Annotated in this window: 13 protein-coding genes; 7 read left to right on the top strand and 6 right to left on the bottom strand. The window is 69.8% G+C overall.

Annotation, left to right across the window (positions count from 1 at the left end):
* Positions 1–147 precede the first annotated feature (147 nt).
* A complete protein-coding gene (gene rpsT, locus AC07O8_RS13645) occupies positions 148–444 on the top strand; it encodes a 30S ribosomal protein S20 (RefSeq protein WP_067269869.1) in 297 nt (98 codons plus the stop codon).
* Between the two features lie 197 nt (positions 445–641).
* Here rpsT and AC07O8_RS13640 read toward each other — a convergent pair whose 3' ends face one another.
* The 3 genes from AC07O8_RS13640 to AC07O8_RS13630 form a co-directional block, all read right to left on the bottom strand.
* On the bottom strand, positions 642–1,448 hold the full coding sequence (locus AC07O8_RS13640) for an alpha/beta fold hydrolase (protein WP_297523989.1): 807 nt from the start codon (positions 1,446–1,448) through the stop codon (positions 642–644).
* Positions 1,445–2,500, bottom strand: coding sequence for a M14 family zinc carboxypeptidase (locus tag AC07O8_RS13635; RefSeq protein WP_495048531.1), 1,056 nt, complete (start codon positions 2,498–2,500; stop codon positions 1,445–1,447). The genes AC07O8_RS13640 and AC07O8_RS13635 overlap by 4 nt, the downstream gene beginning before the upstream one ends.
* Before the next feature lie 132 nt (positions 2,501–2,632).
* Complete coding sequence (locus AC07O8_RS13630; RefSeq protein WP_495048530.1) at positions 2,633–2,968, bottom strand: DUF3579 domain-containing protein; 336 nt, start codon at positions 2,966–2,968, stop codon at positions 2,633–2,635.
* 216 nt (positions 2,969–3,184) lie between these two features.
* On the opposite strand from AC07O8_RS13630, the gene AC07O8_RS13625 reads away from it, so the two are divergent.
* Together AC07O8_RS13625 and argF are read left to right on the top strand one after the other, a co-directional pair.
* Positions 3,185–4,417: an aspartate aminotransferase family protein gene (locus tag AC07O8_RS13625; protein WP_495048529.1), complete on the top strand. Its 1,233-nt coding sequence runs from the start codon at positions 3,185–3,187 to the stop codon at positions 4,415–4,417.
* The gene (argF, locus tag AC07O8_RS13620; RefSeq protein WP_495048528.1) at positions 4,414–5,376 is read left to right on the top strand and encodes an ornithine carbamoyltransferase; all 963 of its coding nucleotides are present in this window, start codon (positions 4,414–4,416) and stop codon (positions 5,374–5,376) included. Before AC07O8_RS13625 ends, argF begins: the two co-directional genes overlap by 4 nt.
* Positions 5,377–5,488: 112 nt before the next feature.
* On the opposite strand, the gene AC07O8_RS13615 is transcribed toward argF, so the two are convergent.
* Positions 5,489–6,352 (bottom strand): transporter substrate-binding domain-containing protein, encoded by an 864-nt coding sequence (locus AC07O8_RS13615; RefSeq protein WP_495048527.1) that lies wholly within the window; start codon positions 6,350–6,352, stop codon positions 5,489–5,491.
* Positions 6,353–6,611: 259 nt separating this feature from the next.
* Between AC07O8_RS13615 and AC07O8_RS13610 the strand changes: the two genes are divergently transcribed.
* The 3 genes from AC07O8_RS13610 (at position 6,612) to AC07O8_RS13600 (ending at position 9,338) form a co-directional block, all read left to right on the top strand.
* The gene (locus tag AC07O8_RS13610; RefSeq protein ID WP_495048526.1) at positions 6,612–7,370 is read left to right on the top strand and encodes a metallophosphoesterase family protein; all 759 of its coding nucleotides are present in this window, start codon (positions 6,612–6,614) and stop codon (positions 7,368–7,370) included.
* Positions 7,371–7,461: 91 nt separating this feature from the next.
* Positions 7,462–8,994 carry a serine/threonine protein kinase gene (locus tag AC07O8_RS13605; protein WP_495048525.1) on the top strand — a complete coding sequence of 511 codons (1,533 nt, stop codon included), beginning with the start codon at positions 7,462–7,464 and terminating at the stop codon, positions 8,992–8,994.
* Positions 8,995–8,999: 5 nt separating this feature from the next.
* Positions 9,000–9,338: a YkgJ family cysteine cluster protein gene (locus AC07O8_RS13600; RefSeq protein WP_495048524.1), complete on the top strand. Its 339-nt coding sequence runs from the start codon at positions 9,000–9,002 to the stop codon at positions 9,336–9,338.
* 22 nt (positions 9,339–9,360) lie between these two features.
* On the opposite strand, the gene AC07O8_RS13595 is transcribed toward AC07O8_RS13600, so the two are convergent.
* Both AC07O8_RS13595 and AC07O8_RS13590 read right to left on the bottom strand, forming a co-directional pair.
* On the bottom strand, positions 9,361–10,599 hold the full coding sequence (locus AC07O8_RS13595; RefSeq protein WP_495048523.1) for a tetratricopeptide repeat protein: 1,239 nt from the start codon (positions 10,597–10,599) through the stop codon (positions 9,361–9,363).
* A 147-nt stretch (positions 10,600–10,746) separates the two neighbouring features.
* On the bottom strand, positions 10,747–13,587 hold the full coding sequence (locus AC07O8_RS13590; RefSeq protein WP_495048522.1) for an alpha-1,6-glucosidase domain-containing protein: 2,841 nt from the start codon (positions 13,585–13,587) through the stop codon (positions 10,747–10,749).
* Between the two features lie 228 nt (positions 13,588–13,815).
* Here AC07O8_RS13590 and AC07O8_RS13585 point away from each other — a divergent pair, with 228 nt between their 5' ends.
* The gene (locus AC07O8_RS13585) at positions 13,816–15,567 is read left to right on the top strand and encodes an alpha-amylase family glycosyl hydrolase (RefSeq protein ID WP_495048521.1); all 1,752 of its coding nucleotides are present in this window, start codon (positions 13,816–13,818) and stop codon (positions 15,565–15,567) included.
* Positions 15,568–15,590 lie beyond the last annotated feature (23 nt).

The following is a 15,590-nucleotide window of genomic DNA, read 5'->3' as shown; positions in this document are numbered from 1 at the left end:
GCGGGGGACGCCGCGGTCGGGACGCGGCGCCCCGGCGCGGGAGCGCGCATTATGGGTGTCCCGTCGCGGACGCAATACCTCGGGTTTGGTTTTTCCAATCCTGGCTGCTATACTCGCCGTCTTTGCACCAACTGGACCAATAAGACAATGGCAAGCTCTTCCAAAGCCAAGAAGAAAACCGTGCGTCTGGCCTCGGGCCGCAAGCGCGCACGTCAAGACGTCAAGCTGAACGCCGCCAACTCGGCGCTGCGTTCGAAGTTCCGCACGGTCATCAAGAACGTGCAAAAGGCGATCGTCACGGGTGACAAGGCCAAGGCCGCCGACCTGTTCAAGACCGCCCAGCCCGTCATCGACTCGGTCGCCGACAAGGGCATCTTCCACAAGAACAAGGCTGCTCGCCACAAGAGCCGCCTGTCTTCGAAGATCAAGGCGCTCGCCGCCTGATAGCAAAGTCCAGCTCTGGTGCACGAACAAAGCCCGCCGGAAGGCGGGCTTTTTCGTTCCCGACGCGACTCCGAGGTTCCGCTTTGGGCGCACGGCGTCGTTGCGAATCCTCGCCATAGCTGGGCTATGGCTCCGGTTCGCGCCTAGCCGTGCATCCCAAATCGAAACCTCGGCGCCGCGTCGGTCGGAGCGGTCGTTCAGAGCGGCATCGGCGTCGTGATCTGTCCGACGACCTCGCGCACGTGGAGCCAGTCCACGACGTTGCGCGCCACCCATTCCCCATCGTCGAGCGGCAGGTCGTGGCCCGCGTGCCGGTGCAGCCGCAACGGCGCGCCCCACGCCCGGCTGATGGCCTGCGAGCAGCGCCAGTCGACGAGCGAGTCCCCCTGACTGCACAGCAGCAGCATCGGCGGCTGGGGCTTGGCCAGGCTGGCGCGATAACGCGCCGCCGCCAGCAGCTGCCGCAGCGCATTGCGCCGCCGCACCGGATGCTGGCGCTGGATCGAGACCCAGTCGTCGATCACCTGGTCCGGCTGGCGCTGCATCCGCGTCGTCATCTGCAGCACCTTGGCCTCGCGCCGGCGCAGGCTCAATCGCGTCAGGCTCAGCAGCAGCAAGGACCAGTAGTTCGACGGCCGCAACCGCCGGAAGAACGCACTGAAGGGCCGCAGGCTGGTGTTGATCAGCACGATGCCGTCGAGCTCGTCCGGATGGCGCGCCGCCCATTCGCTGGCGACCATCGCGCCCAGCGACATCGCCAGCACCTGGTACGGCGGGGGAACGCCGCGACGACGCAGCTCCGCACGGCACGCCTCCATCATCGCGTCGACATGGGTCGGGCTGCTCTGGCGATGCTTGTCGCCATTGCCAGGCAGGTCGAGCAGTTCCAGCCGGGCCTCCGGCTGCTGCACCCGCAACGCGCGCAACAGGCGTGCGGGGAAATCCCCCCAATGGCCGCTCTCGCGGGTCAGCCCGCGCAACAGCACCCAGGTGTGGACGCTCATCGAGCGGTCCTCCGATACCAGCGAATCAACGCCTGCTCCCCATGATCGATTCTTGTGTCCGGCCCCGGCAACCACCGCAGCGCGCTCTGCGTGGCGCGCGTCATGAAGTCCATCCAGGCCATGTGCCGTCGCAACACGCGCTGCTGTCGATGGGCGATCAGCGGGTTGAACATGCCGTGGCGGGAGAGTAGCTGGCGCGGATTTTTCTTCACCCACAGCCATGACCCCATTTCGAGCGTCATCGGCAGGAAGATCCCTCGATCAAGGGAGAGGGACTCGTCGTAAAGGTGGTCCCACAGGTCGCCGTGGGTCAGGTAATGCCGGCTCTGCGGCTCCATCACGTAGGGATGCGGGGACAGGCATTGATCGAGCACCTCGCACAGCGCGTGGATCTCGGCGAGGTGATGCATCGGTCGGCGCGTTCGCGCATACGGGAACCAGATGCGGTCGCGCAGGCCGAAGCCGCTGTGGAAGTCGATGGCCATGGACACCGGGCGACCCAGCAGCTCTTCGCGGACGAAGCGGCACAACGCGTCGCTCTCGGCCTGCAGCGGCGCGCCCGCCGGGCCGCGGTAGTACGGCAGATGCCGCGTCAGTCGATGACCGCCGACCAGGAACGGCACGCCGCGGTCGGCGTCCTGCGGCGCGTTGCGCATCAGGTCGACGCCTTGCGGATTCGCCCGCGACCCCGTCAGCACGCCGCCCGGATTGACGACGGGCAGGAAGACCAGTCGCAGCGATTCGAGCTGCTGATGCAGGCTGAGGTCCCAGCGCAGCCGGCGCACCAGGCTGCCGAGGTAGGCCAGCACCACCTGCGCGCCGATGCGCTCCAGGCCGTGGACGCCGCCGATGAAACCGAGCGCCGGCACGCCGGGGTCGGGATTGCCCAAGGTCACGCCGATCACCGGCAGCGTGCCGCCGTTGGTGGTCACGGTGGCCAGCTCGCGGGCCTGCAGCATCGATCCCCCCTGATCGATCAGGCGCAGCAGCTGCTGCATTTCCGGCAGGACGGCCGCGGCCCGGGAGCCTGCGTCGGCGGTGAAGACGGCCATGTCCAGGAAGCCCGGTGGGGAGGTCGCGGCGAACCCGTCAGCGTAGCCGCCGGGACGCCGTCCGGCGATGGCCCGATCGGGCCGGGAGGAGGCTTGGTGTGGCGGCGGGCGTGAGGGCCGTCGGGAGGGCGCTCAGGCCTTGCCGGCGTCGCGCCCGTCGGGCAGCAGGCAGGCGTCGACGACCTGCAGCTTGTTGTCGCGGGCGAAGTTCATGACGAACTCCCAGGCCATCGGCTCGACGGACTTCAGCGCCTCGTTGACGATGACGCACTTGATGCCGTCGATGACGCGCGGCACGCAGTAAGGGGAGTAGCCGAGGTAGGCGTCGCGGCCGCTGCGGGTGCCGCCGGGCCGGAAGCAGGACATGGCCCCAGCCAGACGTTCAGCCCAGTCGCTCGGGCGGAAGGTGCGGCCATCCGTGGTGATCCCCTGGATGAACACTTCTCGCGGCTTGGGCTGCTCAGTCATTGGCTACGGTCTCACGCGTCCCGGCAAAAACGCTATTGTGCCCTGGATGTGTTGCGCCGCAGCACACGTGGGCTTCTGCTCGCCCGTGGGCGGGACTCGCAGGACGCCCGCTGGTCAGCCGGGCTTCCATGGCTGTGAAGGAGGAATCTCCTCGCCCGCCAGGGTCGGCCCGTAGAATCATTTGCTCCCCCAACCCCTCCCACGTTTGGAGACTTGATGAACGCCCCGGACACCTCGTTCGCCGCCCCGACCGAACCCCATGTGATGCACACCTATGGCCGCCTGCCGATCGCCCTGTCGCACGGCGAAGGCGCCTGGGTCTGGGATACGGCCGGCCGACGATACCTGGACGGCCTGGGCGGGATCGCCGTCAACACGCTCGGACACAACCATCCGAAGCTGGTGGCGGCCCTGCGGGACCAGGTGGGCAAGCTCATCCACACGAGCAACTACTACCACGTCCCGCTGCAGGAGCAACTCGCGGCCAAGCTCTGCGCGCTGTCGGGGCTGACCAACGCCTTCTTCTGCAATTCCGGCCTGGAAGCCAACGAAGCCGCGCTCAAGATCGCGCGCAAGTACGGCCATGACCGCGGCAACGCCAACCCCGAGGTCATCGTGTTCGAGAAAGCCTTCCACGGCCGCTCGATCGCGACGCTCTCGGCCACCGGCAACCCGAAGGTGCAGGCGGGCTTCGGTCCGCTGGTGCCGGGCTTCGTGCGCGTGCCGCTGAACGACATCGAGGCCATCCGCCAGGCCATCGCCGAGCACCCGAACGTGACCGCCATCTTCCTGGAGACCATCCAGGGCGAAGGCGGCATCAACCCGGCGCACATCGACTTCCTGAAGGCCCTGCGCAAGCTGTGCGACGAGCACGAGCTGCTGCTGATGCTGGACGAGGTGCAATGCGGCATCGGCCGCACCGGCAAGTGGTTCGCGCATCAATGGGCCGGCATCGTGCCGGACGTGATGCCGCTGGCCAAGGGCCTGGGCTCGGGCGTGCCGATCGGCGCGGTGGTATGCGGCGAGAAGGCCGCCAAGGTCTTCGGGCCGGGCAACCACGGCACGACCTTCGGCGGCAATCCGCTGGCGATGCGCGCGGGTGTCGAGACGCTGACGGTGATGGAAGAGGACGGCCTGCTGGCCAACGCCGCCACCGTCGGCGCCGAGTTGAAGGCCGCGCTCGAGCACGGTCTGGCCGGCGAAGCGGGCCTCGTCGAGGTGCGCGGCTACGGCCTGATGATCGGCATCGAGCTGGACCGCCCCTGCGGCGTGCTGCTGACGCAGGCGATGGAAGCCGGCCTGCTGCTGAGCGTGACGGCCGACAAGGTCATCCGCCTGGTGCCGCCGCTGATCCTGACGAGCGAGGAAGCCGCCGAGATCGCCGCGCGTCTGGTGCCGCTGGTGAAGGCCTTCCTGGCTGCACCCCCGGCAGCGCCCGCCGCGCCATGAAACCGGGGAACACGCTCATGCGTCACTACCTGCAGTTCAAGGACCTGCGCGCGGAGGAATACACCCACCTGTTCGAGCGCGCGGCGACGATCAAGCGACGCTTCAAGAACTACGAGAAGTACCAGCCGCTGCAGGACCGCACGCTGGCGATGATCTTCGAGAAGGCGTCCACGCGGACCCGCGTCAGCTTCGAGGCGGGCATGTACCAGATGGGCGGCTCGGTGGTGCACCTGACCACCGGCGACAGCCAGCTGGGCCGCGCGGAGCCGATCGAGGACAGCGCGCGCGTGATCAGCCGCATGGTCGACATCGTGATGATCCGGACCTACGAGCAGACCAAGCTGGAGCGCTTCGCGGCGCACTCGCGGGTGCCGGTCATCAACGGGCTGACCAACGAGTACCACCCGTGCCAGATCCTGGCGGACCTGTTCACGTTCATCGAACAGCGCGGCATGGACCGGCGCGGCGCGATCGACATGGACTGCCTGAAGGGACGCGTGGTGGCCTGGGTCGGCGACGGCAACAACATGGCCAACACCTGGTTGCAGGCGGCCGAGATCCTGGGGTTCACCGTGCACGTGAGCACGCCCAGCGGCTACGAGATCGACCCGGCGGTCGCGGGCATCAAGGACACGCGCTGCTACAAGGTCTTCAAGGATCCGAAGGAAGCCTGCCGCGGCGCGGACCTGGTGACCACGGACGTCTGGACCAGCATGGGCTACGAGGCCGAGAACGAGGCGCGTCGCACGGCCTTCGCGGACTGGTGCGTGGACAGGGACATGATGGCGCAGGCCAAGCCGGATGCGCTGTTCATGCACTGCCTGCCGGCGCACCGCGGCGAGGAGGTCGCGGCCGACGTGATCGACGGCCCGCAGTCGGTGGTCTGGGACGAGGCGGAGAACCGCATGCACGTGCAGAAGGCGCTGATGGAGTACCTGCTGCTGGGACGCATCGGCTGAGATCGGCTGAGGGCTGAGATCGCCTGAATTCGGCTGAGGGCCCTGCCCCGCTGCCGGGACGACAAGGCCCGCCACGTGCGGGTCTTGTCGCATCAGGCGGCGACCGCCGCGATCACTTCGGCGCCACCAGCGCCTTCAGGCCCTCTTCATACGAGCCGGCCGGGTAGTACTTCTGCAGCGTCTTCCAGACGGTGCCCGAGCGGGAGTTCCGTTCCAGCGCGTCGCCCAGCACCTCGCGGTCCTTCGCCGGCAGGTGCCGCGACAGGTAGATCCCGCTGTCGGTCCAGGTGAGTTCCGCCATCGCCTCCAGCCGCAGCCGGTCCAGCAGAGGCCGCGTCTTCGAGTCCTGCAGCAGCGTGCCCGCGAGGATGGACGGCGCCATCAGCGTCACGTCCGCCAGGTGGCGTTCCAGCGTGCGCACCACCGCCGCCGCGTCGGCCTCCACGACCAGCCGCCGCTGCGCCTTCAGCGTCCGCAGCAATTGCTGGTAGGGCTCGCCGTAATCGAAGCCGCGCACCACGGCCACGCGCAGCTCGCGCCGCTCGCCGAGCTCGGCCAGGCTCTCGACCGGCGCACGGTCCGACGAGATCGAGATCAGCATCGGCCGCGCCTTCATCATCGGGACGAAGTCGCCGTGCAGGTCCCGCTGCGAGGTCCGCGTCGCCGGCACCAGCGCATCGGCGGCGCCGGCGGCGAACATCGCCTCGACCCGCGCCCGCGGCACGACGACGAAGTCGAACTGGCAGCCGGTCTCCGTCGAGACCTTGCGCAGCAGGTCCGGATAGACCCCGCTGACCTCGCCGCCTGAGGTCACCACGCTCATGCCGATGGGCGCCACCGGCACCCGGATCGGTCGCGTGCAGTCCGCCCACGCCGACGTCGTCACCGACGCCGACATCAGCCCCAACGCCAGGCCGCCCGCCAAGCGCACGATGCGCGCGGGCCAGTCCGGCCGCCCGAATTCGAACCTGTTCATCTTTTTTCTCTCCCATGCCGGAACTGCCAGCGGCGGTGCGCGCTCGTCACATCGCCCTCCTGGCGTTCCATGTCGTGGGTCAGCGTAGCAAAGCCCCGGAGGTCCACAACGCGTCAAACCCGCGAGTTCGCAGCCCTTCACCCATCCGGAGGGGGGCAGGCCCCTCCCTTCGGGGGATCGCCGTCCGCCACTCGCCAACTTGCGAAGGTTGATGTCAGCCGCGCGTGGCATCCTTGCCGTTCGCATCCATGCCGTTTCCATGAAGACCGCTCTGATCTCCGACCTGCACGCCAACCGCCAGGCCTTCGAGGCCGTCCTCGACCATGCCCGGCGGCAGGGCGCCCGGCATTTCGCGCTCCTGGGCGACTACGTCGGCTACGGCAGCGATCCCGGCTGGGTGGTCGACCAGGTGCGGGCCTTGCGCGCGGAAGGCGCGATCGCCGTCGCCGGCAACCACGACCTCGGCGTGACACAGGGCCCCCGCCCCACGATGAACGAGGACGCGCGCGCCGCGATCGCCTGGACCCGCGCGCGACTCACCGACGACCAGATGGCCTTCCTGGCCGGACTGCCGATGTCGGAAGAAGAGGAGGACTGCCTCTACGTCCATGCCAACGCGTTCGACCCGACCGGCTTCGCCTACGTGCAGGGCCGGCTGGAGGCGATGCGCAGCCTGCATGCGACCGAGTGCCGCTACACCTTCTGCGGCCACATGCACGAGCCCATGCTCTACCACCTCTCCGGCACCGGCAAGGCGGGCGACTTCAAGCCGCAGCCGGGCGTCCCGATCCCGCTGCTGCCCAACCGCCAGTGGCTCGTCATCCCCGGCGCCTGCGGCCAGCCGCGCGACGGCAACCCGGCCGCCGCCTACGCGCTGTTCGACCACGACAGCGAGGAGCTGAGCTTCCAGCGCGTGCCCTACGATGTCGAAGCCGCCGCCGCCGCCTTGCGCGCCGCGCCCGGACTGCCCGCGGGGCTGGCGGACCGCCTCGCGCAACGGCTCGTCGCGGGCCGCTGAAGATCGCTGAGGGTCCACCTCCTGCTCCCTCTCCCGCTTGCGGGAGAGGGCGGGGGTGAGGGCCAGCGGCGGTAGAAGTGCCAAACCATCGATGAACGACGCCCACCCGACGCACGCTTCCACCTCGGCCCCTGTTCCGATCACCTCGCCGCTGCAACCCGGCCAGGTGCTGGACGGTTTCGTGCTCGAGGCACGGCTGCACCAGGGCGGCATGGCCAACCTCTGGCAGGTGCGCCGTCTGGACCCGACGGATCCCGCGCATCCCGCCGAGGACTTCCCCCTGATCATGAAGGTCCCCCGCATCAAGGGCGGCGAGGACCCGGCCAGCATCGTCGGCTTCGAGGTCGAGCAGATGATCATGCCGGCGCTCAAGGGTCCGCACGTGCCGCGCTTCGTCGCGCGCGGCGACTGGCGCCGCCAGGCCTACATCGTCATGGAGCGCATCGAGGCCGAAAGCCTGCGCCCGCGCCTGGACCAGGCGCCGCTGCCGCTGGTGGAGGTCGTCGAGATCGGCATCCAGGTCGCCCATGCGCTGACCGACCTGCACCGCCAGCACCTGGTGCACCTCGACATCAAGCCCAGCAACATCCTGCTGCGTCCGGACGGCACGGTGGTGCTGGTCGACTTCGGCCTGTCGCGGCACGACTTCCTGCCCGACCTGCTGGAGGAGGAGTTCTCGCTGCCGATGGGCACCGGGCCCTACATGTCGCCGGAGCAGGTCCAGTTCGTCCGCAACGATCCGCGCAGCGACCTCTTCGCGCTGGGCGTGATGCTTTACCACCTGTCCACCGGCGAGCGGCCTTTCGGCCAGCCGACCTCGGTGCGCCAGCTGCGGCGGCGGCTCTACGTCGACCCGATCCCGCCGCGCGCCATCCGGCCCGAGCTGCCGCCCTGGTTCCAGGAGATCGTGCTGCACTGCCTGGAGGTGCGCGCGGAGCGCCGCTACCAGAGCGCCGCGCAGCTCGCGCTCGACCTGCAGCGGCCGGACGCGGTGCCGCTGACGGCGCGCGCGCACAAGCTGCAGCGCAGCGGCATGGTGCGCCGCTTCAAGCGCTGGTTCCTGGCGATGGGCGAGGAACCGCGCGCGCCCGCGTCGGTCGGCGCGCAGGTCGCGCGCAGCCCGGTGATCATGGCCGCCGTCGATGTCCTGGGCGCCACGCCGACCCTGCTCGAGGAACTGCGCGAGGTCGTGCGCCGCCTGATGCAGACCGAGCCGGGCGCGCGGCTCGCCTGCGTCGGCGTGATGAAGACCAACCGCATCGGCATGGACGAACTCACCGACGCGCACGGCCGCAGCCACCACGTGCAGCAACTGATCGCGCTGAAAAACTGGGCGCATCCGATGACGCGGGAACTGGCCCTCGAGGACGGCCGCCTGACCTTCCACGTGCTGGAAGCGCCCGACGCCGCCGACGCGCTGATCGAGTTCGCCGCGAAGACCGGCGTCGACCACGTCGTGATGGGCGCGCGCGCCAGCTCGATGATGCGGCGCTACCTGGGCAGCGTGTCGGCGCAGGTCGTCTCGCAGTGCGCCTGCACGGTCACCGTGGTGCGCGAGCCCGTGCTGCCCGACGACCCGCCGCCGCCCGACAGCACGCTGATCAGCCCGTCGGCGTCGAACTGAGCGCCATGTCCTCCGCCGACAACCCCTGCACCCGCTGCGGTGCCTGCTGCGCGAGCTTCCGCGTCGATTTCTCGCGCCAGGAACTCCTGAGCGAAGGCGGCACGGTGCCGGATGGATTGACGGTGGCGGTCACGGACTCGACCTGCCGCCTGCGCGGCACCGACCACGCGCGGCCGCGCTGCGCCGCCTTGCAGGGCCAGGTCGGCGAGCGCGCCGGCTGCGGCATCTATGAATGGCGGCCGTCACCGTGCCGCGACTTCGGCCTGCGTTCGCCGCTGGGCATCGGCGACGACGCCTGCGCGCGTGCCCGCGCGCGCCATGGCCTGCCGCCGCTGAACGCCTGAGGCCGCTGAATGCCTGAGGCCGTCAGCGGACCTGGATCTTCGTCTGCTGCATCTTGGCCTTGAGGCTCTCGAGTTTCGCGGCGTAGAGCTGGCGCTGCGGCGCGGTGACGCTGTACTCCTGGGCCTTGGCCAGTTCGGCGCGCACGACGTCCCACTTGCCCAGGCCCACGTTGGCCAGCGCCATCCAGAAATGGAACTCGTGGTAATAGGCCGAGCGGTCGATCTCCTTGGCGAAGAGATCGCGGGCCTGGGCGTAGTCCCCCGCCTTCATCGCCGCGATCCCGAGGTCGAAGAACTTGAACGGCGGATACGGCTGGAGCAGCGCCAGTTGCGCCTCGTACTTCTGCGCCTCGGCGAGGTTGCCCTGGAAGCGCAGCGCCTGGGCCAGGTTGGCCATGGACTGCAGGTTGGACGGCTCGTGCGCCAGCACGTAGCGGAAGGCGCGCTCGGCGAGCGCCGTGTCGCCATGGCGCCGGTAGATCACGCCCAAGGTGTTGAGCGCGGTCAGCAGCCGCGGGTCATGCAGCCAGGCGGCGCGGGCCCACCAATACGCACGGTCGATCTGGGCCTGCGACATCAGTTCCGCGGCTCGGTTGTTCAGGTACATCGCGACGATCGCGCGCTCGTCCACCGGCATCGCGCGCTGGCGCGAGATCTGCGCGCCGGGCAGGAAGTCGACCACCAGCGAGGGCTCGTCGTTGCCGAGCACGCGGAACTCCGTCCTGCGCCGGCCCAGCGCGATGTTGACGTGGCTGGACACCACCTGCAGGTCGCCGACGCGGCTCCACTGCTCTTCGTCGTAGATCTGGCGGAAGACGAAGGGCAGGCCCATCTCGCGCGCGAACACCGCCGTCATCATCGCCAGCGACAGGCAGTTGCCGGCCTTGGCGTCGAAGGCCTCCGCGGCGGTGCGCGTGGTCTCGGCGTCGTACTCGAGCTGCAGCTCGTTGCGGTTGTAGAGCGCATCCAGCAGCAGGTGGCGCAGGTCGCGCGTGTCCATCATCAGCGTCGTGCCGTTGCCGACATTCGGGATGCGGCTGCGGATGAACTCGCGCATCTTGGGCGTGATCGCCATGACCCGTTCCGGATCGATCGCGTCGCGCGACGCCGGGAAGAGTTCGTCGTGGATCAGTGGCGCCGTATCGACCGGGGACGGCGCCTCGGGCGCCGTGGCGCATCCCGTGAGCGCCGCCACGGACAGCAGCGCCGCGCCCAGCGACAGCGCCCGCCCGACCGCGTGGAAAACCTGGATCGTTCCCATGACCGTCTCCGTGGCGACCTCTGACAGGGCCGCTGACGAGTCATGCTACTCCGCCGCGCGGCGCGTGCGGGCCCGTGCGACGGATGGGGTCATCCCGGGCTTGAAAGCCGCCCGGCGAAGGGTCAGCGCGCTGGCGCGCGGAGAGGCTCAGCGCCGCTCGACGACGAACACCGCGACGCTGCGCGCCGGCACCCGGAAGTCGCCGCGGGCGGCGTCGCTCCGCGTTTCGGTCCGTACCCGCGCATCCGCCGCGCCGGCGGCGCGCTGCACCGGATGCAGGCGCCAGCTGAAGCCGGCCTCGGCCGGCAGTGCCAGCGCGGCAGGTGCCTCGGTGGCATTGACGACGTAGAGCACCCGTTCGAAGACCGCGTCCGCGCGTCCCGCGCCGTCGAGCCGACCGACGATCACGCCCGGCTGCTGGTCCGGTCCGGTGTTGTGGAAGACCAGCCGGCGCCGGACCTCCTGCGGATCGGCGAGCCGGAACAGCGACGTGCTCGCGCGGATCCGCAACTGGTCGAGGAACACGCGCCGCGTCCAGTCGATCTGCGCCGGACCGGGCTTGATCGCGGGATCGGCCAGCAAGGGCCGCAGCAGGGCGTAGTCCTGGCCGCTGTCGCGCGCCGGCGGCAGTCCGGCGCCGAAGCCGTTGTCGCGCCCGGACCAGTCCAGCCGGTTGAACCAGTCGCCCGAGTCGTAGCTGTTGCGGTCCATCGACTTGGAGCGCAGCAACTCGCCGCCGGCGTGGAAGTAGGCGACGCCCTGGCTCAAGGCGTTGAGCCCGAGCGCCACCGCCTGCGTGCGGGCGCGGTCGTCGGCGCCGGTCGTGCGCGGCAGCTTCAGCACGAGCGCGTCGAACAGCGTCTGGTTGTCATGGTTCTCGACGTAGTTGACGACCTCCGCCGGCATCGAGGCATAACCGGCCGGCTGATCGCCGTAGGGCAGGCGCTCGCCGGCGACGCGACGGCCGTCGGCGGTCTCCAGTTCGAAGCCGCGCAGCGTGCCCGCCATCGCCAGCTTGAGCAGATCGCCCTGCCGCAGCAGTTCCTCGCGACGCGCGGCGTCGCCCGCCGGCGCCGGCACGATGAACCCGGGCCGACGCGCCGAGGTGGCCGCATCGTCGCCCGCCGCGCCGCCTCGCACCGCATCGCGGCCGCGATCGCTGAAGGTGCCGATGCCGGTGCCGTTCAGCGACAGCTGCGAGGCCTGCACGAAGCGCGCGCCGCTGGCCACCTCGCCAAAGTTCCAGCCTTCGCCGATCAGTTGCACCTCGCGGCCGAGCTCGCGCTTCAGGCGTGCCTGCAGTTGCTCCATCACCGCGCGCGGCTGGTGGCCCATCAGGTCGAAGCGGAAGGAGGCGATCTTGTAGTCGCGCGCCCACAGCACCACGGAGTCGATGAGCAGCTTGCCCATCATGCGGTGCTCGGTGGCGGTGTTGTCGCAGCAGGTCGAGCGCTCGACGCGGCCCAGCGCGTCCAGGCGCTGGTAGTAGCCGGGGACGATGCGGTCCAGCACCGAATGCGGATGCTGCCCCGACGCCGTCGTGTGGTTGTAGACCACGTCCATGCCGACGCGCAATCCGGCCGCGTGCAGGCCCATCACCATCGCGCGGAGCTCGCGCACGCGGACCGCGCCGTCGTTGGCGTCGCTGGCGAAGCTGCCCTCGGGCGCGCTGTAGTGGAAGGGGTCGTAGCCCCAGTTGAAGCAGTCCTTGTCGGCGGCGGCCATGACAGCCGCCTGCTGCGCCTCGCTGCCGGGCGCGGCCTGGGGTACGCGCGGCACTACACAGCCGCGCTCCGGCACGGTGGCCAGGTCGAAGACCGGCAGCAGGTGCACGTCCGTCAGGCCCGCCTCGCTGAGCGCGCGCAGGTGGCGCATGCCGGCGGAACCGGACTGCGTGAAGGCCAGGTACTTGCCGCGCAGGGCGGCGGGCACGCTGCGGTCGTCGCGCGAGAAGTCGCGCACGTGCAGCTCGTAGACAACCATGTCGGTCGGCGTTTTCACGCGGTCGGGAATGCGGCTGCCCGACCAGCCGCGCGGCTGGAGGCGCGGCTCGGACAAGTCGGCGACGTAGCTGCGCGCGGAGTCCGCGGACAGGCTCACCGAATAGGGATCGGTCACGAGGTTGCGCACGCGGCCGACGCCCGGAACGAAGAGCTCGACGAGGTAGCGGTAGTACGAGCCGCTGCGCACGTCCGGCGCGTCGACGGACCAGATCCCGGTGCGCTCGTCGCGCGTCATCGGAAGCCGGGCGACGGCGGCGCCGTCGGGTCCCGGATAGGCGCAGACCTCGACGCGATCGGCCGTCGGCGCCCACAGCCTGAAGGCCGCGCCGCGCGACGTCACCGTCACGCCCAGCGAGTGCTCGTCCTCGGCGGCGGCGTAGATCGCGTCGAGCGCGCGCGCCGTCTGCGCGCTGCTCGATCGCCGCACGCGCCCGTGCGAATCCTCGACCGAGATCACCACCTGGCCCCGTTGAAGCTCGCGCGGATCGACGCCGCTGCCGAGCGCGAGGTCGACACCCTTTCCCAGGTACGCGGCCTGGGCGGCCGTGCCCGCATCCAGCGGCTCGCGTGCCACGTCGACGACCGACAGCGGAACGCTCGCATCGCTCCCGGTCACGCGGCCGTCGATCAGGTTCAACCGTCCTTGCCCCGAACGGTGCAGACGGACGACCTCGCTAGCGGCAAGCATCAACCCGGGCCAACGCAGGCGACGCGCATCGAGCCACACCGGTTGCGGCGCCGCGCCCGCACGCGGACCTGCGACTGCACCCGCAACTGCACCCGAATCTGCATCTGCATCTGCATCTGCACTCGCGCCTACGACCAAACCGGACGACTGCGGCGTCAGCACCGTCTCCGGTCCGGACTGGCAGGCGGCCAGCGCCGGATCGCCAGCGGCGACGGCCATCGGCACCCCGGCAACGCTGCACAGCAGCAGCGCCGCCAGACGCGGCCAGGGACGGGACAAGGTCGAGCGGACGCCCATCGGATCTCCATCGAGGTGTTGTTGTTTCGCCGGATCCGCCTTCCTCAGCGGCAGGGCGCGCGACGTGCATTCGATGGTAGCAAAACTACATACTCAAACGATCAGGACTTCCCTTCATAGGCCATACCTTCTATGCTGCGGCGCGACGGCGCCCGGGACGGATTTCCTGACGTCGCTCGAATTTGTACTTTTGCTACAGATCACAGAACAAGACCAGGAGATCGCGAGATGACTCGTCGCCCCATCGCCCTCACCACGGCCACGGTGATGGCCGTCGCGATGTCCGCCGGAGGGACCGCCGCCGAACTGCGTGCAGCGCCGGCGGCGTCGCCCGCCCCGGCCGCCCCGCCCGCCTCGCCCCCGGGCGCGGCGCCAGTCGATCTCTCGCCGGTGAAGGAGGTGCGCGGACGCAGCACGCTGCCCGAGGGCTGGCAGCACGGCGCCTTCATCGAGATCTTCGTGCGCGGCTTCCAGGACAGCGACGGCGACGGCATCGGCGACCTGCGCGGCGTGACGCAAAGGCTCGACTACCTGAAGGACCTGGGCATCAAGGGCATCTGGCTGATGCCGATCACCGCGAGCGCCGATCGCGACCACGGCTACGCGACGACCGACTACCGCGCGATCGAGCCCCAGTACGGCACGCTGGCCGATTTCGACGAGCTGATCCGCGAGGCCCATCGGCGCGGCATCGGCGTCGTCATGGACTACGTGATCAACCACGGCGCGCGCGAGCATCCGCTGTTCCGTGCGGCGGCGGCCGATCCGGCGAGCCCGTGGCGCGACTGGTTCGTCTGGACCTCGCAGCCGCTCAGCGAGCTGAAGGACTGGGACATCTGGGGCAAGACGCCGTGGTACCTGCCCGGCGAGGACGTGCCGCCCGATGTGCCCGAAGGCGCCAGCGCGCCGCCCAAGCCCGAATCGACGGCCCAGGCACCGGCCGGCTCGCCCCGCTACTTCGCGGTGTTCGGTCCGCACATGCCGGACTACAACATGCGCAACCCGGCGGTGGTGAAGTACCACGCGGACAGCCTGCGCTTCTGGCTCAACCGCGGGCTGGACGGCTACCGCCTGGATGCCGTGCCGCACCTGATCGAGAACAGCGCGAAGGACTGGAACGACCAGCCGGAGAGCCGCGCGCTGACCGGCGACTTCACGCGGCTGATCAAGCGTTACCCGCATCGCTTCGTCGTCTGCGAGGCCACGGCCGAGCCCAAGGTCTACACCCGCGACGACATCTGCGGCAGCGCGTTCGCGTTCGGACTGGAGCGCGCGGTGATCGATGCGGCCAAGGGCGGCGATGGCTCGGACGAGGCGGTGGCCAAGGTCGCGCGCTTCTTCACCGAGGCGCCGCCGGCCATGGCCACGATGCTGAGCAATCACGACATCTTCGCGGGCAAGCGGGCCTGGGACCAGTTCGGGGGCGACGAGGCGCGCTACAAGCTGGCCGCCGCGACCTACCTGCTGCTGCCGGGCACGCCGTTCATCTACTACGGCGAGGAGATCGGCCAGGCCGGCGTCGCCGGGTTGCCGGGCGATGCGCCGCTGCGCGCGCCGATGAGCTGGACGGCGACGCCTGCCGGCTTCTCGACGGGCACGCCGTTCCGGCCGGCCTCGCCCAACATCGCCACGCACAACGCGCAGGCGCAGGCGGCCGATCCCGGCTCGCTGCTGACCTTCTACAAGGCGATGCTCGCGCTGCGCAACAGCCAGCCGGCGATCGCGCGCGGCCGCTACGAAGCGCCCCTCGCGCAGGGTCAGGTGTTGAGCTTCCAGCGCGCCTATCAGGGCCAGCGTGTGCTCGTCGTGATCAACTACGGCCGCGATGCTGCCGAGGTCTCGTTGCCCGGCCTGCCGTCGAAGACGCGCTTGCGTCCGTTGCACCCGCTGCGTACGTCGTCTGCGGCGACCGCGGATGCTCGCGGACAGGTGACGCTCAGTGCCCCGCCCCTGTCCGTGCAGGTCTTCCGCCTTCGTTGAAGGGCGTGCACGATGTCGACCTT

It is taken from the genome of Roseateles sp. GW821-FHT09G09 (assembly GCF_059415965.1).
The sequence above is the reverse complement of the archived record's forward strand: the minus strand, read 5'-3'. Positions and strand labels throughout refer to the sequence as shown.

Bases quoted from the DNA above. Each gene is read 5' to 3' on its own strand.
- argF (WP_495048528.1), top strand. From the start codon at position 4,414: ATGAAACCGGGGAACACGCTCATGCGTCACTACCTGCAGTTCAAGGAC.
- AC07O8_RS13625 (WP_495048529.1), top strand. From the start codon at position 3,185: ATGAACGCCCCGGACACCTCGTTCGCCGCCCCGACCGAACCCCATGTG.
- AC07O8_RS13590 (WP_495048522.1), bottom strand. From the start codon at position 13,587: ATGGGCGTCCGCTCGACCTTGTCCCGTCCCTGGCCGCGTCTGGCGGCG.
- AC07O8_RS13615 (WP_495048527.1), bottom strand. From the start codon at position 6,352: ATGAACAGGTTCGAATTCGGGCGGCCGGACTGGCCCGCGCGCATCGTG.
- AC07O8_RS13640 (WP_297523989.1), bottom strand. From the start codon at position 1,448: ATGAGCGTCCACACCTGGGTGCTGTTGCGCGGGCTGACCCGCGAGAGC.
- AC07O8_RS13630 (WP_495048530.1), bottom strand. From the start codon at position 2,968: ATGACTGAGCAGCCCAAGCCGCGAGAAGTGTTCATCCAGGGGATCACC.
- AC07O8_RS13610 (WP_495048526.1), top strand. From the start codon at position 6,612: ATGAAGACCGCTCTGATCTCCGACCTGCACGCCAACCGCCAGGCCTTC.
- AC07O8_RS13585 (WP_495048521.1), top strand. From the start codon at position 13,816: ATGACTCGTCGCCCCATCGCCCTCACCACGGCCACGGTGATGGCCGTC.
- AC07O8_RS13595 (WP_495048523.1), bottom strand. From the start codon at position 10,599: ATGGGAACGATCCAGGTTTTCCACGCGGTCGGGCGGGCGCTGTCGCTG.
- AC07O8_RS13605 (WP_495048525.1), top strand. From the start codon at position 7,462: ATGAACGACGCCCACCCGACGCACGCTTCCACCTCGGCCCCTGTTCCG.
- AC07O8_RS13635 (WP_495048531.1), bottom strand. From the start codon at position 2,500: ATGGCCGTCTTCACCGCCGACGCAGGCTCCCGGGCCGCGGCCGTCCTG.
- AC07O8_RS13600 (WP_495048524.1), top strand. From the start codon at position 9,000: ATGTCCTCCGCCGACAACCCCTGCACCCGCTGCGGTGCCTGCTGCGCG.
- rpsT (WP_067269869.1), top strand. From the start codon at position 148: ATGGCAAGCTCTTCCAAAGCCAAGAAGAAAACCGTGCGTCTGGCCTCG.